This window comes from Enterobacter soli ATCC BAA-2102 (assembly GCF_001654845.1).
GTDB classification, from domain to species: Bacteria; Pseudomonadota; Gammaproteobacteria; order Enterobacterales; family Enterobacteriaceae; genus Enterobacter; species Enterobacter soli.
Genome location: NZ_LXES01000015.1, coordinates 101,425 through 119,687 on the forward strand (window position 1 = coordinate 101,425; position 18,263 = coordinate 119,687).

The window sequence follows — 18,263 nt, forward strand, 5'->3', positions numbered from 1 at the left end:
ACATGGATAAATTATGAAAAGAATTGCAACTGCACTGATCGCGTCGTCTGTGTCCTGTTCGTCATTTGCCGGTGCCTATGTCGAAACGCGTGAAGCTTATAATACGGCTTCAGAGCTACACGAAGTTATTCTGCGCGCAGGCTATAACTTCGATATGGGTGCGGGGCTGATGTTTACCAACGCCTATAACGTCGGGAAATGGGATGAACTTAAGCACAGCTATAACGAAATAGAGGGGTGGTATCCGCTCTTTAAGCCCACTGACAAACTGACCTTCCAGCCCGGTGGGTTAATTAACGACAGCAGCGCGGGCTCCGGCGGTGCCGTTTACCTGGACACCAATTATAAATTCATCGACTGGTTCAATCTGACGTTTCGCTATCGTTATAACCACAACAATTACGATACGCCGGACTTTAACGGGCAGATGGATAAAAACGATACGCACGAGTTTGCTAACTACTGGAATTTTAAAGTCACGGATGCCTTTTTCTATACCTTTGAACCGCACTTTTTCCAGCGCGTGAATGATTACCACAGTAAAAACGGCAAAGATCATCACTGGGAAATCACCAATAAATTCAGCTATAAGATCGACAAAAACTGGCTACCGTATCTCGAGCTACAGTGGCTGGATCGGTGGAATGATTACAACCGCGAGCAGTACCGCATTCGCTTAGGATTGCGGTATTCGTTCTAATAAAAAAGCCGCTGAATATCAGCGGCTTTTTACTTGCCGGGTGAAGCTTACGCTTACCCGGCCTTCGGATGGACCGTATTAGTCTTCTTTAGGACCGCGCATCGCACGTTTACGATCGTTCTCGGTCAGGTGACGTTTACGGATACGAATTGACTGTGGCGTCACTTCTACCAGTTCGTCATCATCGATGAATTCCAGAGCTTGCTCCAGGGTCATCTTGACTGGTGGAACCAGAACCGTTGCTTCGTCAGTACCTGACGCACGCATGTTGGTCAGTTTCTTACCGGTCAGGCAGTTTACAGTCAGGTCGTTAGAACGACTGTGAATACCGATGATCTGGCCTTCGTAAACTTCAGCACCGTGACCCAGGAACAGCTTACCGCGGTCCTGCAGGCTGAACAGTGCAAACGCAACCGCTTTACCCTGACCGTTGGAGATCAGAACGCCGTTGTTACGCTGGCCCACGTCGCCTGGACGAACGTCGTCGTAGTGGCTGAAGGTGGAGTACAGCAGACCAGTACCAGAAGTCATGGTCATGAACTCTGAACGGAAGCCGATCAGACCGCGGCTTGGGATCACGTAGTCGAGACGTACGCGGCCTTTGCCATCTGGATTCATGTTTTTCAGGTCGCCTTTACGCTCACCCAGAGCCTGCATCACAGAACCCTGATGCTGCTCTTCAACGTCCAGCGTTACGTTTTCGAACGGCTCTTGTTTGCGGCCATCGATTTCGCGGAAGATAACTTTCGGACGGGAAACCGCCATTTCGAAACCTTCACGACGCATGTTTTCGATAAGAACAGACAGGTGCAGCTCACCACGACCGGAAACGCGGAATGCGTCTGCATCCGGAGTTTCTTCAACGCGCAGCGCAACGTTGTGCACCAGCTCTTTGTTCAGGCGGTCAAGGATCTGACGAGAGGTAACGAACTTACCTTCTTTACCACAGAACGGAGAGGTGTTGACGTTGAAGAACATGGAAACGGTTGGTTCATCAACGGACAGTGCTGGCAGCGCTTCAACGTTCTGCGGATCGCAGATGGTGTCGGAGATGTTCAGCTCACCCAGACCGGTGATGGCGATGATGTCGCCAGCTTCAGCAACGTCACTCTCGATACGCTCAAGACCCAGGTGAGTCAGTACTTTACCGACTTTACCGTTACGGGTTTTGCCTTCGCTATCGATGATAGTCACCTGCTGGTTAGGCTTAACTTTACCGCGCTTGATACGACCAATGCCGATTACGCCAACATAGTTGTTGTAGTCGAGCTGAGAGATCTGCATCTGCAGGGTGCCGTCGAGATCAACGCTTGGTGCAGGAACACGGTCAACAATCGCCTGGTACAGCGGGGTCATGTCTTCAGCCATGTCTTCATGGTCCAGACCGGCGATACCGTTCAGCGCAGAAGCGTAAACGATAGGGAAGTCCAGCTGCTCGTCGGTCGCGTCGAGGTTTACGAACAGGTCGAATACCTGGTCAACAACCCAGTCAGGACGCGCGCCAGGACGGTCAACTTTGTTAATTACAACGATTGGCTTCAGACCGTGGGCAAATGCCTTTTTGGTCACGAAGCGCGTCTGCGGCATTGGGCCATCCATTGCGTCAACGACCAGCAGAACGGAGTCTACCATGGACATTACACGTTCAACTTCACCACCGAAGTCGGCGTGCCCTGGGGTATCAACGATGTTGATACGGTAGTCATTCCATTTAATCGCGGTGTTTTTCGCGAGGATGGTAATCCCACGCTCTTTCTCCAAATCGTTGGAGTCCATCACGCGTTCTTGGGTTTCGGCACGAGCATCAAACGTACCGGATTGCTGCAGCAGCTTATCAACCAGGGTAGTTTTACCATGGTCAACGTGCGCGATGATGGCGATGTTACGCAAATTTTCGATCACAACTTTGCCTCAGGCATTTAGAAATAGCGCGTTATTGTACACGGATTAATCGCACTACAAAACAGGATCACAAACATCCCCCGCAAACAAGTATTGCAGAGATGCTTTGTGATCGCTTTCACGGAGCGGTAAAAGGGCTCTTTAACGTAAATTGCACCAATATGGTGCTCAATGTTCACATTGAAGCACTATACTGGTGCAACAAATCCATTGTGGTGCAGCCCTTTTGCACTATGGTGCGCATGATAACGCCTTTTTGGGGTGTTTTAAAAGTTGGCACAGATTTCGCTTTATAAAAAACATGGCAACACAGCCAGTACAAGACAGAAATTGAAGACCTCGTTACCACGACGACAATGACCAATCTGGAGAGTTAAGTATGTCCGCTGAACACGTTTTGACGATGCTGAACGAACATGAAGTGAAGTTTGTTGATCTGCGCTTCACCGATACCAAAGGTAAAGAACAGCACGTCACTATTCCTGCTCATCAGGTGAACGCCGAATTCTTTGAAGAAGGCAAAATGTTTGACGGCTCCTCCATTGGTGGCTGGAAAGGCATTAACGAATCCGACATGGTTCTGATGCCGGACGCTACTACTGCGCTCATTGACCCGTTCTTCGAAGAGCCAACTCTGATCATCCGTTGCGATATCCTCGAGCCAGGTACACTGCAAGGTTACGACCGTGACCCACGCTCTATCGCTAAGCGCGCAGAAGAGTACCTGCGTTCTACCGGCATCGCAGACACCGTTCTGTTCGGGCCAGAGCCAGAATTCTTCCTGTTTGACGACATCCGTTTTGGTGCTTCAATTTCTGGTTCCCACGTTGCTATCGATGACATCGAAGGCGCATGGAACTCCTCCACCAAATACGAAGGTGGTAACAAAGGTCACCGTCCAGGCGTGAAAGGCGGTTACTTCCCGGTTCCTCCGGTCGATTCTTCACAGGACATCCGTTCTACCATGTGTCTGATCATGGAAGAGATGGGCCTGGTTGTTGAAGCTCATCACCACGAAGTGGCAACTGCTGGCCAGAACGAAATCGCAACCCGCTTCAACACCATGACCAAAAAAGCGGATGAGATTCAGATCTACAAATACGTTGTGCACAACGTTGCGCACCGTTTCGGTAAAACCGCGACCTTCATGCCAAAACCAATGTTTGGCGACAACGGTTCCGGTATGCACTGCCACATGTCTCTGTCCAAGAACGGTACCAACCTGTTCTCTGGCGACAAATATGCGGGTCTGTCTGAGCAGGCGCTGCACTACATCGGTGGTGTTATCAAACACGCTAAAGCGATCAACGCCCTGGCGAACCCAACGACCAACTCCTACAAGCGTCTGGTCCCAGGCTATGAAGCACCAGTAATGCTGGCTTACTCTGCCCGTAACCGTTCTGCTTCTATCCGTATCCCGGTGGTTGCGTCTCCGAAAGCACGTCGTATCGAAGTTCGCTTCCCGGACCCGGCAGCTAACCCATACCTGTGCTTCGCAGCTCTGCTGATGGCTGGTCTTGACGGTATCAAGAACAAGATCCACCCAGGCGAAGCAATGGACAAAAACCTGTACGACCTGCCGCCAGAAGAAGCGAAAGAGATCCCACAGGTTGCCGGTTCTCTGGAAGAAGCACTGCAAGCGCTGGACGCAGACCGCGAGTTCCTGACTGCGGGTGGTGTGTTCACTGATGAAGCTATCGATGCTTACATCGCGCTGCGTATCGAAGAGAACGACCGCGTGCGTATGACTCCGCACCCAGTTGAATTCGAACTGTACTACAGCGTTTAAGTTTTAACGGGTTTCGCGCGACCTTTTCCGCGCGAATCCGAAAGCTGTTTTTTTGTTGCCGTGGAAACTTTCAGCCCATCTTCGGATGGGCTTTTTTCTCCACCAACAAACTGATCTCACGCGCTTTTTACGCCGAAAAAGCTATACTGCACTAAATTAGTGCAAACAACTCCAGGAGACTGCTGAATGGCAACTGGCACGCTGCCCGATGCTGGGCAGATCCTCAATTCTTTAATTAACAGTATCTTGTTGGTCGACGACGAGCTGGCCGTGCATTATGCCAACCCGGCGGCGCAGCAACTGCTTGCCCAGAGCGCACGCAAACTGTTTGGTACACCGCTCCCGGAATTGCTGAGCTACTTTTCACTGAATATTGGCCTGATGCAGGAAAGTTTGCAGGCCGGTCAGGGGTTCACCGATAACGAAGTGACGCTGGTGATAGACGGGCGTTCCCATATTCTTTCGCTGACGGCACAACGCCTGCCTGAGGGGCTTATTCTGCTCGAGATGGCGCCGATGGATAATCAGCGTCGCCTTAGCCAGGAACAGCTCCAACATGCCCAGCAGATCGCTGCCCGGGATTTGGTGCGCGGCCTGGCCCATGAAATCAAAAATCCGCTGGGTGGTTTGCGCGGAGCGGCGCAGCTGTTGACCAAAGCACTCCCCGACCCTGCGCTTGCCGAGTACACCAACGTCATCATTGAGCAGGCAGATCGTCTGCGCAATCTGGTCGACAGACTGCTTGGGCCGCAGCAACCGGGAATGCATGTATCCGAAAGTATTCATAAAGTGGCCGAGCGGGTGGTGAAACTCGTGTCGATGGAGCTTCCTGAAAACGTCACGCTGGTGCGCGATTACGATCCAAGCCTGCCAGAACTGGCGCACGACCCTGACCAGATTGAACAGGTTCTTCTGAATATCGTGCGTAATGCCCTTCAGGCGCTGGGGCCTGATGGCGGTGAAATTATTCTGCGTACCCGCACCGCTTTCCAGTTAACACTGCACGGCGTGCGCTACCGACTGGCTGCGAGAATCGACGTTGAGGATAACGGGCCTGGCATCCCATCGCATCTCCAGGACACCTTGTTCTACCCGATGGTGAGCGGCCGCGAAGGCGGTACAGGGCTGGGGTTATCCATTGCCCGTAATTTGATCGATCAACACTCTGGCAAAATTGAATTTACCAGTTGGCCAGGTCATACCGAGTTTTCGGTTTACCTGCCAATTAAAAAATAAAGGTGACGTGTATGCAACGAGGGATAGTCTGGGTAGTCGATGACGATAGCTCCATCCGTTGGGTGCTTGAACGCGCACTCACGGGAGCGGGATTAAGCTGCACGACGTTTGAGAGCGGCAGCGATGTGCTTGATGCACTCACCACCAAAACCCCGGATGTTTTGCTGTCAGATATTCGGATGCCGGGCATGGACGGGCTGGCGCTCTTAAAGCAGATCAAACAACGCCACCCAATGCTTCCGGTCATCATAATGACAGCCCACTCCGATCTGGATGCCGCCGTCAGCGCGTACCAGCAAGGGGCATTCGATTATCTGCCAAAACCATTTGATATCGACGAAGCGGTCGCTCTGGTTGAGCGCGCCATCAGCCACTACCAGGAGCAGCAACAGCCCCGCAATGCGCCCGTTTTTGGCCCGACGACGGACATCATTGGCGAAGCGCCTGCCATGCAGGATGTTTTTCGCATTATCGGTCGCCTGTCTCGCTCTTCCATCAGCGTATTGATTAACGGTGAATCGGGAACCGGTAAAGAGCTGGTCGCCCATGCGTTACACCGGCATAGCCCGCGGGCGAAAGCGCCGTTTATCGCCCTGAATATGGCGGCAATCCCGAAGGATTTGATTGAGTCAGAGCTGTTCGGTCATGAAAAAGGGGCCTTTACCGGCGCGAACACCATTCGCCAGGGTCGCTTTGAACAGGCCGACGGCGGGACACTTTTCCTGGATGAAATCGGCGATATGCCACTGGATGTTCAGACCCGCCTGCTTCGCGTGCTGGCTGACGGGCAGTTCTACCGTGTGGGGGGTTATGCTCCCGTAAAAGTAGACGTGCGTATTATTGCCGCCACGCACCAGAACCTGGAGCAGCGCGTTCAGGAAGGTAAATTCCGTGAAGACTTGTTCCATCGTCTGAACGTGATCCGCGTACACCTGCCGCCGCTGCGCGAGCGTCGCGAGGATATTCCTCGTCTGGCACGCCACTTCCTCCAGGTTGCTGCGCGTGAGCTGGGTGTGGAGGCTAAACAGCTCCACCCGGAAACCGATGCCGCCCTCACCCGCCTGGCCTGGCCGGGCAACGTGCGTCAGCTTGAAAATACCTGTCGCTGGTTGACGGTCATGGCCGCCGGCCAGGAAGTGCTGATTCAGGATTTACCGGGCGAGCTGTTCGAAGCCACCGCCCCGGAAAGCAGCACCGGACACGCGCTGCCAGACAGCTGGGCAACACTTCTGGCGCAATGGGCAGACCGCGCGCTGCGTTCCGGTCATCAAAACTTGCTTTCAGAGGCTCAGCCAGAGATGGAGCGCACGCTGTTAACCACTGCGCTTCGTCATACTCAGGGCCATAAACAGGAAGCGGCTCGTTTACTGGGATGGGGACGCAATACCCTGACACGTAAGCTGAAAGAGCTGGGAATGGAGTGATTTTTACCGTTGTGTAAAGATGACTAATTGAGCGCAAATTGCTGTTATTTTGCGCTTTACTGTTCCGATGAGTTTTGTATGATCGTGCCCGGAAATGGGGGGATCATCATGCTGGAATCATTAGTGAATTTGCTCTCGAGCGGAGCAGCCGAAAGCCACACGCCGCAAACTGCCGTTGCTGCGGTATTGTGTGCGGCGCTGGTTGGGCTGTTGAGCTAGCGAGTTTGAACGTAAAAGCCGGGTGGCGGCTACGCCTTACCCGGCATACGTTCCAACGCAATGCTGTGCGTATTAAATCACCCGCGAGAACTGTTGCAGACGCGCCTTCTGACGCAGGTACGCGTCGAAGCACATGCAGATATTACGAATCAACAGACGCCCTTTTGGCGTAACCTCAATCGCACTCTCCGAGACATCCACCAGCCCATCTTTCGCCAGCGGAGCAAGCAGCTTCAGGTCTTCGGCAAAGTAATCGCTAAATTGCAGATCCCATTGCGCTTCCACGTCGCTAAAGTCGAGACGGAAGTTACAGATAAGCGCCTTAATCACATCACGGCGAATACAGTCATCGCGGGTTAGCGCGATGCCGCGCCACAGGGCATTACCGGTTTCATCCACCTGCTGATAGTACTGCTTTAACTCTTTCTGGTTCTGCGCGTAGCAATCACCAATCATGCTGATGGCTGAAACGCCCATCCCCAGTAAATCGGTATCGCCCTGGGTGGTGTAGCCCTGGAAGTTGCGGTGCAACACGCCTTCACGCTGGGCAATCGCCAGCTCATCGTCCGGGCGGGCAAAGTGATCCATACCAATAAACTGATAACCGGTATCGGTCAGCGAAGTGATGGTTTCCTGCAAAATATCCAGCTTCTGCTGGGCGGAAGGCAGATCCGCATCCTTGATTTTGCGCTGCGCGGCAAACAACGTCGGCAGGTGCGCATAGTTAAAGACGCTGAGGCGATCGGGATTGAGCTCGGCCACACGCTTCAGCGTAAAGGCGAAGCTCTCTGGCGTCTGTTTTGGCAGGCCATAAATCAGGTCAATGTTGGTCGACGTAAAGCCGATTTCACGCGCATGGTTCAGCAAGGCAAAGATAAAGTCTTCATCCTGCTCACGGTTCACCAGACGCTGCACTTCTTTGTTGAAATCCTGCACGCCCATACTCAGGCGGTTGAAACCTTCAGCGCGTAAGTGATCCAGTACATCCAGCTCAATTTCACGCGGATCGACTTCGATCGAGATTTCAGCGTCATCGTTAAAACTGAAGTTGCCGCGCAGCAATGTCATCAAACGGCTGATTTGCGCTTTATTGAGATAGGTTGGTGTACCGCCGCCCCAGTGCAGCTGGCTGACGTGGCGTCCGGCAAAGAGAGGCGCACGATGCAGGATTTCCTGTTCGAGCGCATCCAGGTATTGATCGGCCTTGTGCTGCTGGCGGGTAACAATTTTATTGCAGCCGCAGAAGTAGCAGAGCTTATGGCAGAACGGAATATGGACGTAGAGCGAAAGCGGGCGCTCAGGATAGCGCGCAACGGCCTGAAGAAATTCAGGTTCGCCGAAGGTATCGGTAAACTCCAGCGCGGTTGGGTATGACGTATAACGTGGCCCGGAATAGTTATATTTCTGGATTAGGGCCAAATCCCAGTCGATAGATGGTACAGACATGCTCACTCCTTCCGTTGGTGTCGCGTTCGTATACGGCGGCCCGTTCTGGCCCCGTTGTGGGCCATCATTCGGGTGCGCAGCCACTTATGTCGCCGCGACAACCGCCGTAGTTTAACGAATAACCACACCAGATAACATATAACCGGAAGGGTTATAAGCAGGACTATCGTACCTGCCGGGTGCAAATGTTAGTTTCCACCCTTCAGAAGACGCATCATATCTTCCTGCTTTTCTTCTTCTTCTTCGTCATCTTCATCGTCGTAAGACAGACCAAGTTTCTGCATCAGCTCATCGATACGATCCAGTTTGGCATCAACCCAGGACTGCTCTTCAGCGGTCAGGGCTTCTCCCTCTTCAAGACGTTCCAGCAGCGCATCCAGGCGCTCATCGTTCTCCAGCATATCCAGCTCAGCCTGCGGTGAAAGCATAGGTTTCTCGCTCTTTGGTTTGTGCTGCTTAGTGACCGGGGTGTCTGTCACGCCCAGTTGAATGGGAGTTTTACTGCCGATACGCGGATCTTTCTGCTGCTTGTTTTTCGCAGAAGAAGACGATGCACCGCTACCGCTCGCACGGCTACCCGCAGCGTGACCACGATGCTTTTTATCGCGTTTGCGATCGCGCGCTTCCTGGTTCAGTTCTTCGCGCGTTTTACGGCGTGCTTTTGCAGGACGTTTAGCGCCTGCTGCGGAGGTCGGTTTTTTCATGGTGTATTGTCTTTAAGCCGTTTTCATCAGTATAGAATTGCGGCGAAATCTAGCAGAAAGCAAGCAAAGAAAAAAGGCGACAGAGCAATCTGTCGCCTTTTTTCCTGACTCACAACCCTTAACGGGTCAGACATTCCATGTTTGCCAACAACAAACCCTGTTTATCCTTTGGCTGATACCGTCCGTGATACGGTTCCCTTTCCTGTTTTAAACGCCTCCAGGCGCTCGTCATCCTGACAATCCTGAGTCTTCGCCTCCTGGCGCTCCTGACCCTTATCCTTAAGTCGTTATCCTGTTGGCATCCTCGCCTTGCCGCACACTTTACCTTGTTCCATTAAACTAACAAGCAACAGAAAGGTACAAAAGTGGATTTTAAGAAAATTACCTATATTTAACTTTATGATTTTAAATAGTTTGTGTTTTTTCACACCTGCGATTTCTCTGAGATCTCCCATAGCATCTATGGCAGATTTCCTACACGTGTTGTGGTTATGGCCTACAGGGTTATCACGATGAGAAAAGCCTTTTGCCCGCATTCAGGTATAATCCCCCACAGATTACGACTTTTGGAGACGACCACGTGACTACCTGGAACTACCAACAGACGCATTTTGTCACCAGTGCGCCTGATATTCGCCACTTACCTTCTGATACAGGTATTGAAGTGGCATTTGCTGGCCGCTCCAATGCGGGGAAATCCAGTGCCCTGAATGCGCTGACCAATCAGAAAAGCCTGGCGCGTACGTCAAAAACGCCTGGCCGTACTCAGTTGATTAACCTGTTTGAAGTGGCAGACGGCAAACGTCTGGTCGACTTGCCAGGCTATGGTTATGCGCAAGTACCGGAAGAGATGAAGATCAAATGGCAACGCGCGCTGGGTGAATACCTGGAAAAACGCCAGTGCCTGAAAGGTCTTGTGGTACTGATGGATATTCGCCATCCACTGAAAGACCTCGATCAGCAAATGATCGACTGGGCTGTAGCGAGTGAAATTGCAGTGCTCGTGCTGCTGACGAAAGCAGACAAACTGGCGAGCGGCGCACGTAAAGCACAGGTGAACATGGTTCGCGAAGCGGTGCTGGCGTTCAATGGCGATGTGCAGGTTGAGCCATTTTCCTCGCTGAAAAAGCAGGGTGTCGACAAACTGCGTCAGAAGCTTGATAGCTGGTTCAACGAGCTGGAGCCCGCGACAGAAGCGGAAGAAGAGTAATAAAGCGCGCGGCAATGTCCGCGCTTTTTTTTGCCCGTAATTTTCTTTGGCGCAATAAAAAACGCCCCAGTCATTACTGACTGGGGCGGCTAAAATATTCAGCCAAATCCGATTACGTGAAGTAAAAGGTCTGAAAGATAGAACATCTTACCTCTGTACCCTACGTCGTTAACTCTACTCTTTTTTTAGCGATCGAAAAAGCACTTTTCGTAGTTTTTTTTCATTCTTTACATAGGGAATTCTAATGATCATCACAAAACGCACCTGGTTATGTTGCTAAGTTACATAAAAAGCGCGTTATTCGCCTGACCCTTAGTGAGCTTGATCCCAGTTTTCCCCACTCCCCACTTCCACCAGCAATGGCACATCCAGCTTCATGCTGCTTTCCATCAGTTCGTGGATCTTTTTCGAGACAGCGGCAAGGTCATCTTTATGCACTTCGAACACCAGTTCATCGTGCACCTGCATGATCATACGCACACGCGGTTTCTCGTGTTCCAGCCAGGCATCAACGGCAATCATTGCCCGTTTAATGATGTCAGCCGCTGTACCTTGCATTGGGGCATTGATCGCTGCACGCTCTGCTCCGGCACGGCGGGCAGCATTGCTGGATTTGATGTCTGGCAGATAAAGACGACGGCCTTCCAGCGTTTCAACGTAGCCTTTCTCTTTCGCCTGGGCGCGGGTACGCTCCATATAGTCCAGCACACCCGGGTAACGCTCAAAGTAGAGATCCATATACTTCTGCGACTCTTTACGCGGAATGTTGAGCTGACGTGAAAGCCCGAATGCGCTCATGCCATAAATCAGACCGAAGTTGATCGCTTTTGCACTACGGCGCTGCTCGTTGGTCACGCTTTCCAGCGGCAGGCCAAACACCTCTGCTGCGGTAGCGCGGTGGATATCCTTCCCTTCGGCAAACGCAGTCAGCAAACCTTTGTCACGCGACAGATGCGCCATAATACGCAGTTCAATTTGCGAGTAGTCCGCAGAGACAATCAGGTAATCATCCGGGGCGATAAACGCCTGGCGAATACGACGCCCCTCTTCATTACGAACCGGGATGTTTTGCAGGTTTGGATCGGTCGATGAAAGTCGCCCGGTCGCCGCAACCGCCTGGTGGTAGGAGGTATGCACGCGTCCAGTTTTCGGGTTAATCATCAGCGGCAGCTTATCGGTATAGGTCGATTTAAGCTTCGCAAGCCCACGATACTCGAGGATCACTTTCGGCAACGGATAATCCAGCGCCAGCTCCTCAAGCACTTCTTCAGAGGTCGATGGTGCGCCGCCTGGGGTTTTCTTCAATGGCTTGATACCCTGTTTTTCAAACAGGATCGTTTGCAGCTGTTTAGGCGATGAAAGGTTAAACGCCTCGCCGGCCAGCTCATGCGCTTTTTGCTCAAGCTCGGTCAGACGTTGCGCCAGCTCACCCGAGTGGTTATGCAGCACCGTTGGGTCAATTTTCACGCCGTTGCGTTCAATACGGGACAACACCGGTACCAGCGGCATTTCGATATGCTGGAATACGTTCAGCGGGCCTTCGTTCTTCTGGAGCTTTGGCCACATCTTCAGATGCAGTTGCAGCGTTACGTCGGCATCTTCTGCCGCATAGCGGCCTGCTTCTTCCAGCGCAATCTGGTTAAAGGTCAGCTGGTTTTTACCCTTCCCGGCAATCTCTTCAAAGGTAATGGTTTTGTGCTTCAACCAGCGATCGGACAAGGAGTCCATATCATGACGGCCTGCAACGCTATCCAGAATGTAGGATTCCAGCATGGTGTCGAAGGCGATACCGCGCAGCTCAATACCGTAGTTTTGCAGGATGCCACGGTCATATTTGAGGTTTTGCCCCACTTTAAGGGCTTTTTCGTCTTCAAGGAGAGGTTTGAGCAATTCCAGCACGCGCTCGCGAGGAATTTGATCCGGTGCGTCCAGGTAGTCATGCGCCACAGGAACATACGCCGCCAGACCCGGCTCCGTTGCAAACGAGAGACCCACCATATTGGCTGAGATGTTGTCGAGGCTGTCCGTCTCAGTATCGAACGCGAAGACCGGAGCCTTCTTCAGCTTTTCAATCCATGCAATTAACTGTGCTTCTTCAAGCAGGGTTTCATAGTGTTCAGAAGACAGGGCGTTCACCTGCTCTTCTTCCACTTCAACCTCAACCTCGATGGTTTCTTTTGGTTTTGCCGCAGGTTTAGCACCCTTCGCCTGCATCCATTTACCTGCTTCTACGTCTGTCGTCCAGCGTTTGAATTCGTATTTTTTAAACAGACTGAGCAGATCGTCCGCTGATGGTTGCTGCACTTCAAGTTGCTCGCAGCCCAGCTCCAGCTCAACGTCCGTTTTGATGGTTGCCAGTTTATAAGAGAGGTAAGCCAGATCTTTATTTTGCTCAAGCTTAGCCGCTATCGTCTTCGCGCCGCGGAATGTCAGGCTCGCAATTTTATCTGATTCGCCGTAAAGCGTGTCCAGCCCGCCAAGCCCTTGCAACAACGCCTGAGCCGTCTTTTCACCCACACCCGGTACGCCCGGAATGTTATCGGAGGAGTCGCCCATTAAAGCGAGGAAATCGATGATCAACTCTGGCGGCACACCGTATTTGGTGACCACTTCTTCCGGCCCCAGAATGGTGTTCGTCATGGTGTTAATCAGGGTGATCCCTGGGGTCACCAGCTGCGCCATATCTTTATCGCCGGTGCTGATAAGCACAGGACGGCCCAGCTTTTCGGCCTCACGCGCCAGCGTGCCGATAACGTCATCAGCCTCTACCCCGGACACCGCCAGCAGCGGCAAACCCATCGCTTTCACCATTGTGTGCAGCGGCTCTATTTGTGCGCGCAGATCGTCAGGCATTGGCGGACGATGAGACTTGTAGTCTTCGAATAATTCATCACGGAAGGTTTTCCCCTTCGCATCAAAAACAACGGCCGCATGGGTTGGTTGATACTGAAGGATCAGGCTGCGCAGCATGTTTAACACGCCGTACATCGCGCCGGTAGGCTCTCCTGCGCTATTGGTCAGAGGAGGAAACGCATGATACGCCCGATAAAGGTAAGAAGAGCCGTCGACGAGAATAAGAGGGTTTTCTGGGATCTGAACCATAATGTCCGTGCCTTTAATCAATTTATGGGTAAAGGATGCCACAGAAGGATGAAAACATCAGTTTTTAGCGCCGATTACAGAAAAAGATTTTGCGATCGTGAGGATCGCTCGCAAATTTCAATCTGTGGATAAGTTTGTGCATATTTTTGCTTCATATGAATAAGAGCCATAAAAATTATATCCAGCATTCTATTTTTATATTTAATATCAGTTAGTTGATTATTGATCCGGGATCTCTGGTGTCAACTAATGACAATTTACTCCATGTGGATATAAGCCTTGCCATTCCCACCATCATAGTGAAATCGTCTGCGGTTGCGTAAAAGCCTCAGGCTCGCGGTATGAAAGCGCCATTATTCTGTCTGTTTTCTGGTAAAATCAGCGCCCAGCGCCGGAAACCGGCCGCACCTTACAGCTAACTATCTGAAAAAGCTCATTATGTTGAGATTACTCGCTGCGATAACATTATTGTTAAGCATCATTTTAACTATTCTGGTTACCATCGCCTGTTCTGTGCCGATTATTGTCGCCGGAATAATTAAACTGCTGTTGCCTGTTCCCGCTGTCTGGCGAGCGGTTTCTGCATTTTGTAACTTTATGATGTACTGTTGGTGCGAAGGTTTGGCCATACTGCTCTACCTGAACCCGCGCCTGAAGTGGGATGTCGAAGGCCTGGAAAGGCTGAACAAAAAGAACTGGTATTTGCTGATCTGTAATCACCATAGCTGGGCAGATATCGTGGTTTTATGCGTGTTGTTCCGCAAACATATCCCGATGAACAAATACTTCCTGAAACAGCAACTGGCCTGGGTGCCTTTTATTGGTCTGGCCTGCTGGGCGCTGGATATGCCGTTTATGAAGCGCTATTCGCGCAGCTATCTGATCCGCCATCCTGAACGCCGCGGTAAAGATGTCGAAACCACGCGTCGCTCATGTGAAAAGTTTCGGGCACATCCAACTACCATCGTTAACTTTGTTGAAGGCTCGCGTTTTACAGAAGATAAACGCCAGCAAACGCGATCACCTTATCAGAACTTATTACCCCCGAAGGCCGCGGGCATTGCGATGGCGCTTAACGTATTAGGGGAACAGTTCGATAAGCTGCTTAACGTCACCTTATGCTACCCGGAAAACGATAAGACGCCATTCTACGACATGCTCAGCGGCAAGCTGACACGAATCGTTGTGCGAGTCGATCTGGTGCCTGTGGATGCAGAGCTGCATGGTGATTACGTTAACGATAAGAATTTCAAACGTCGTTTCCAGCTTTGGCTCAATACACTCTGGAAAGATAAAGACGAGCAGATAAACAACATAAAATCTTCATACAAAAACGCCGGTCAATGACCGGCGTTTTTTTCTTACTTCTTCTCAACCAGATATTTCACGGTATCTGCATACTGTTGTACGAAGATATCCATGCTGCTGGTGTCCATGCCCTGCATGTTCAGCTGGTATTTGCCGTTAACATACATCGCCGGAACACCCTGCAATTGCAGGTCGGCTGCGGCTTTCTCTTGCTGAGCAACCAGAGATTTCACCACGAAGCTGTTCCAGGCCGCGTCATAATCTTCACCCTTCACGCCTGCATCAACAAATACCTTACGGATATCGGCAGTGGTTTGTACGGTCTGGGTTTTCTGTACCGCTTCAAACATTGGGGAGGAGATCTTGTCTTCCACACCCAGGGCAATGGCAACCGCCCACGCCTGAGTCAGGTCTTTGCCCAATGGGCCCAGAAACTCAACGTGGTACTTGGTCATTTTGGTGCCTTCTGGCAGCTTTTTCTTCACGTTGTCAGAAACATGCAGCACCTGCTCAAACTCATAGCAGTGCGGGCAATAAAACGAGAAGAATTCCAGAACCTGTGGCTCACCCGCTACTGGCTTCTCGAGTGTGATGAACTGCTTGCCGTCGGTAAACTGAGCAGCAGAAGCGCTAAATGCCAGAATCATACCTGCCAGCGCCAGCCAAATTTTTTTCATGATCAACTTTCTCCTGGGTGTGTCCAATTAATACATCGGCGTTAATTGCAGAGGGGGTTCCTGAAGAACCTTAACCTGCTCGGTAAATGTGGATATCTGGTTGCGCCAGTAATCCTCCCCGGTAAGCCACGGGAAATTTCGGGGAAATGCGGGGTCATCCCAACGCCTGATTAACCATGCGAGATAATAAACAAAACGCATCGCACGTAAAGGTTCAATCAAGGCAATTTCGTCTGAATTAAAGGGACTAAACTCTTCATAAGCTTCAATGATGGTTTCAAGCTGCATACGCTGCTCGGCTTTGTCACCATTAAGCAGCATCCACAGATCCTGAACGGCGGGGCCCATTCGGGCATCGTCCAGGTCAACAAACAGTGGGCCATCACGCCAGAGAATATTACCGGCATGGCAATCCCCATGCAGGCGAAGCACTGGAATATCGTCGCGCCAGCATGGCGTCACCGCATCGATAAGTTTATCCGTCGCAGTGAGAAAATTATCTTTCAGCATTGCCGGAATAAGCGCTGACGATTCGAATACCTGACGTGGCTCCAGAAGATATTCCTGAATGCCCATGGTCGGACGAGCAATAAACGGTTTTTTACGGCCAGTCTGATGGATTCGCCCAAGATAACGCGCCACCCATTCCATCTGATCGATATTATCGGCTTCAAACTGGCGGCCACCCAGGCTGGGAAATACAGCAAAGTAGAATCCCTGGTGGGTGAGCAACGTCTGGTTATTGAATTTCAGTGGTGCGGCAACAGGGACATCGTCCTCCAGCAGATCGTGGGCAAACTGATGTTCTTCCTGAATTTGTTCAGCGGACCAGCGCTCAGGGCGATAGAATTTAACGACAAAACGCTGCCGATCCTCGTCCTGAAATTGATAGACGCGGTTTTCGTAGCTATTTAAGGGAGTTAACCCGGAATCCACCCGAATACCCTGCTCAAAGAGGGCATCCATAATGGTATCCGGGTGCAATGTCTGGAAAGTAAAAGCCTGGTCGTTCATCCGATCATCCGGAAAATATACGAATGATTCAGGATATCATCTTGTGGCGATTTCGGAGTCGGCGCTTACAAGCTTTTACTCTTTAATTACGCCACGTGCGCGCAGTAATGCGGTTTTAAAATCTTCCTCATAATCTTTCTGAATACCCGGAATAACAGCATCTTTTGCGGAGTCGCGCATTTTAAGGTGATAGATCAGGATGTCATCAGAAAGGTCCGTCAATTCACCGTCATAACCTGACTCTTTCGCCAGTTTCTGCAAAAATTGCATCAGATTCAGCTCTGGCTCTTTTTGCCAGGCCGGCTGGAGGAGTTCAATAACTTCATTCAGACGTTTACATTTCATGGTGGTGCTCCTTTCATTTAGAAAGACACGTTAGCAGGGTCAATCCCACAATAAAAGAGGCGATATTTGTGAATCGACATCAGGAAATTACCGGAGTCGTTCTGGCAGGTGGAAGAGCAACGCGCATGGGAGGGAAAGATAAGGGGCTTGAGGCGCTAAACGGTAAGCCCTTATGGAAATATGTCGCCGATACCCTGTCAGGCCAGGTGGAATCAATCGCCATTAGCGCTAACCGCAATATTGATATTTATCAGCGCAGTGGGTTTACCGTCTATCAGGATAACCTTGCGGATTACCCGGGCCCTTTGGCTGGAATGCTCTCGGTGATGCAGCAATCCCAGGGAGAGTGGTTTCTCTTTTGCTCGTGCGATACGCCTTTTATTCCGTCTTGCCTGGTTGAGCGCATGGCGATGCAACGAGGCGAATCACCCGTTGTCTGGGTGCATGATGGTGAACGAGATCATCCGACAATTGCATTAATTAACAAAACGTTAGTCCCTGACCTGCAAACGTATCTTGCGGCGGGAGAACGGCGGGTGATGGTATTTATGCGCCAGTCTGGCGGGCATTCAGTTGATTTTAGCGATCTGAAGTCGGCGTTTATCAATGTGAATACAACGGAAGATCTACAGATGATGCAGGTTAAACAATGACACCGGTTTTAGCCATTTCAGCATGGAGTGGAACAGGTAAAACCACACTCCTGAAAAAACTGATACCCGCTCTTTGCGACAGAGGTATCCGCCCGGGATTAATCAAACATACTCATCACAATATGGACGTAGATAAACCCGGCAAAGACAGCTACGAACTTCGCAAAGCAGGTGCAGCGCAGACGATGGTGGCCAGTAGCCAGCGCTGGGCATTAATGACAGAAACGCCTGATGAAGCACCGCTGGATCTCGCTTATCTGGTCAGTCGGATGGATCATTCGTTGCTGGATTTGGTCCTGGTAGAAGGATTTAAGCATGAAGCTGTACCGAAAATACTGCTTTTCAGACGCGACGCGGGGCACGATATCGCTGAATTAACGCTTGATGAACATGTTATTGCAGTGGCCAGCGATATTGGGTTAGACCTGCCTGTACCTGTGCTGGATTTGAATGATGTGGATGGGATTGCAGAGTTTATTGTGATGTGGAGTGCGGTCTGACTCGCCGGGCCTATAAAAACCAGTGGTTCAGAAA

Annotated in this window: 17 protein-coding genes; 9 read left to right on the plus strand and 8 right to left on the minus strand. The window is 51.2% G+C overall.

Annotated features, from left to right (window positions below):
- Positions 1-13: 13 nt before the first annotated feature.
- Positions 14-700 (plus strand): porin OmpL, encoded by a 687-nt coding sequence (ompL, locus tag M987_RS05560; protein WP_014072404.1) that lies wholly within the window; start codon positions 14-16, stop codon positions 698-700.
- 78 nt (positions 701-778) lie between these two features.
- Here the strand turns inward: ompL and typA are convergent, their stop codons facing one another.
- A complete protein-coding gene (typA, locus tag M987_RS05565; RefSeq protein ID WP_014072405.1) occupies positions 779-2,602 on the minus strand; it encodes a ribosome-dependent GTPase TypA in 1,824 nt (607 codons plus the stop codon).
- Positions 2,603-2,981: 379 nt separating this feature from the next.
- On the opposite strand from typA, the gene glnA reads away from it, so the two are divergent.
- The 4 genes from glnA to M987_RS24615 all read left to right on the plus strand — a co-directional run bounded on the left by glnA (position 2,982) and on the right by M987_RS24615 (position 7,270).
- Positions 2,982-4,391, plus strand: coding sequence for a glutamate--ammonia ligase (glnA, locus tag M987_RS05570; RefSeq protein WP_014072406.1), 1,410 nt, complete (start codon positions 2,982-2,984; stop codon positions 4,389-4,391).
- A 186-nt stretch (positions 4,392-4,577) separates the two neighbouring features.
- Positions 4,578-5,627: a nitrogen regulation protein NR(II) gene (glnL, locus tag M987_RS05575; protein ID WP_014072407.1), complete on the plus strand. Its 1,050-nt coding sequence runs from the start codon at positions 4,578-4,580 to the stop codon at positions 5,625-5,627.
- 11 nt (positions 5,628-5,638) lie between these two features.
- On the plus strand, positions 5,639-7,051 hold the full coding sequence (glnG, locus tag M987_RS05580; protein WP_014072408.1) for a nitrogen regulation protein NR(I): 1,413 nt from the start codon (positions 5,639-5,641) through the stop codon (positions 7,049-7,051).
- A gap of 108 nt (positions 7,052-7,159) precedes the next feature.
- Positions 7,160-7,270, plus strand: a complete 111-nt coding sequence (locus M987_RS24615; RefSeq protein WP_041162160.1) for a YshB family small membrane protein — start codon at positions 7,160-7,162, stop codon at positions 7,268-7,270.
- A 72-nt stretch (positions 7,271-7,342) separates the two neighbouring features.
- Here the strand turns inward: M987_RS24615 and hemN are convergent, their stop codons facing one another.
- Together hemN and yihI are read right to left on the minus strand one after the other, a co-directional pair.
- Complete coding sequence (hemN, locus tag M987_RS05590; RefSeq protein WP_014072410.1) at positions 7,343-8,716, minus strand: oxygen-independent coproporphyrinogen III oxidase; 1,374 nt, start codon at positions 8,714-8,716, stop codon at positions 7,343-7,345.
- 188 nt (positions 8,717-8,904) lie between these two features.
- Positions 8,905-9,420: a Der GTPase-activating protein YihI gene (yihI, locus tag M987_RS05595; protein WP_014072411.1), complete on the minus strand. Its 516-nt coding sequence runs from the start codon at positions 9,418-9,420 to the stop codon at positions 8,905-8,907.
- A gap of 580 nt (positions 9,421-10,000) precedes the next feature.
- Between yihI and yihA the strand changes: the two genes are divergently transcribed.
- On the plus strand, positions 10,001-10,630 hold the full coding sequence (gene yihA, locus M987_RS05600; RefSeq protein WP_014072413.1) for a ribosome biogenesis GTP-binding protein YihA/YsxC: 630 nt from the start codon (positions 10,001-10,003) through the stop codon (positions 10,628-10,630).
- A gap of 98 nt (positions 10,631-10,728) precedes the next feature.
- Here the strand turns inward: yihA and spfP are convergent, their stop codons facing one another.
- Together spfP and polA are read right to left on the minus strand one after the other, a co-directional pair.
- Positions 10,729-10,776 carry a small protein SpfP gene (gene spfP, locus M987_RS25360; RefSeq protein WP_071892919.1) on the minus strand — a complete coding sequence of 16 codons (48 nt, stop codon included), beginning with the start codon at positions 10,774-10,776 and terminating at the stop codon, positions 10,729-10,731.
- A 166-nt stretch (positions 10,777-10,942) separates the two neighbouring features.
- The gene (gene polA / locus M987_RS05605) at positions 10,943-13,732 is read right to left on the minus strand and encodes a DNA polymerase I (protein WP_014072414.1); all 2,790 of its coding nucleotides are present in this window, start codon (positions 13,730-13,732) and stop codon (positions 10,943-10,945) included.
- A gap of 438 nt (positions 13,733-14,170) precedes the next feature.
- On the opposite strand from polA, the gene M987_RS05610 reads away from it, so the two are divergent.
- On the plus strand, positions 14,171-15,079 hold the full coding sequence (locus M987_RS05610) for a 1-acylglycerol-3-phosphate O-acyltransferase, YihG family (protein WP_014072415.1): 909 nt from the start codon (positions 14,171-14,173) through the stop codon (positions 15,077-15,079).
- A 14-nt stretch (positions 15,080-15,093) separates the two neighbouring features.
- Here the strand turns inward: M987_RS05610 and dsbA are convergent, their stop codons facing one another.
- The 3 genes from dsbA to M987_RS05625 all read right to left on the minus strand — a co-directional run bounded on the left by dsbA (position 15,094) and on the right by M987_RS05625 (position 17,076).
- Entirely contained in the window at positions 15,094-15,717 is a 624-nt protein-coding gene (gene dsbA, locus M987_RS05615) for a thiol:disulfide interchange protein DsbA (protein ID WP_014072416.1), read from the minus strand.
- 27 nt (positions 15,718-15,744) lie between these two features.
- Complete coding sequence (locus tag M987_RS05620) at positions 15,745-16,731, minus strand: serine/threonine protein kinase (RefSeq protein ID WP_014072417.1); 987 nt, start codon at positions 16,729-16,731, stop codon at positions 15,745-15,747.
- A 75-nt stretch (positions 16,732-16,806) separates the two neighbouring features.
- The gene (locus M987_RS05625) at positions 16,807-17,076 is read right to left on the minus strand and encodes a YihD family protein (protein WP_014072418.1); all 270 of its coding nucleotides are present in this window, start codon (positions 17,074-17,076) and stop codon (positions 16,807-16,809) included.
- Between the two features lie 68 nt (positions 17,077-17,144).
- Here M987_RS05625 and mobA point away from each other — a divergent pair, with 68 nt between their 5' ends.
- Entirely contained in the window at positions 17,145-17,729 is a 585-nt protein-coding gene (gene mobA, locus M987_RS05630) for a molybdenum cofactor guanylyltransferase MobA (RefSeq protein WP_014072419.1), read from the plus strand.
- Positions 17,726-18,229 carry a molybdopterin-guanine dinucleotide biosynthesis protein MobB gene (gene mobB / locus M987_RS05635; RefSeq protein ID WP_014072420.1) on the plus strand — a complete coding sequence of 168 codons (504 nt, stop codon included), beginning with the start codon at positions 17,726-17,728 and terminating at the stop codon, positions 18,227-18,229. Before mobA ends, mobB begins: the two co-directional genes overlap by 4 nt.
- The last annotated feature ends 34 nt before the right edge of the window (positions 18,230-18,263 follow it).

Coding starts and splice junctions, on each gene's coding strand:
- yihI (WP_014072411.1), bottom strand. CDS start 9,420: ATGAAAAAACCGACCTCCGCAGCAGGCGCTAAACGTCCTGCAAAAGCA.
- ompL (WP_014072404.1), top strand. CDS start 14: ATGAAAAGAATTGCAACTGCACTGATCGCGTCGTCTGTGTCCTGTTCG.
- dsbA (WP_014072416.1), bottom strand. CDS start 15,717: ATGAAAAAAATTTGGCTGGCGCTGGCAGGTATGATTCTGGCATTTAGC.
- hemN (WP_014072410.1), bottom strand. CDS start 8,716: ATGTCTGTACCATCTATCGACTGGGATTTGGCCCTAATCCAGAAATAT.
- M987_RS05620 (WP_014072417.1), bottom strand. CDS start 16,731: ATGAACGACCAGGCTTTTACTTTCCAGACATTGCACCCGGATACCATT.
- M987_RS24615 (WP_041162160.1), top strand. CDS start 7,160: ATGCTGGAATCATTAGTGAATTTGCTCTCGAGCGGAGCAGCCGAAAGC.
- glnG (WP_014072408.1), top strand. CDS start 5,639: ATGCAACGAGGGATAGTCTGGGTAGTCGATGACGATAGCTCCATCCGT.
- M987_RS05610 (WP_014072415.1), top strand. CDS start 14,171: ATGTTGAGATTACTCGCTGCGATAACATTATTGTTAAGCATCATTTTA.
- glnL (WP_014072407.1), top strand. CDS start 4,578: ATGGCAACTGGCACGCTGCCCGATGCTGGGCAGATCCTCAATTCTTTA.
- mobB (WP_014072420.1), top strand. CDS start 17,726: ATGACACCGGTTTTAGCCATTTCAGCATGGAGTGGAACAGGTAAAACC.
- glnA (WP_014072406.1), top strand. CDS start 2,982: ATGTCCGCTGAACACGTTTTGACGATGCTGAACGAACATGAAGTGAAG.
- polA (WP_014072414.1), bottom strand. CDS start 13,732: ATGGTTCAGATCCCAGAAAACCCTCTTATTCTCGTCGACGGCTCTTCT.
- M987_RS05625 (WP_014072418.1), bottom strand. CDS start 17,076: ATGAAATGTAAACGTCTGAATGAAGTTATTGAACTCCTCCAGCCGGCC.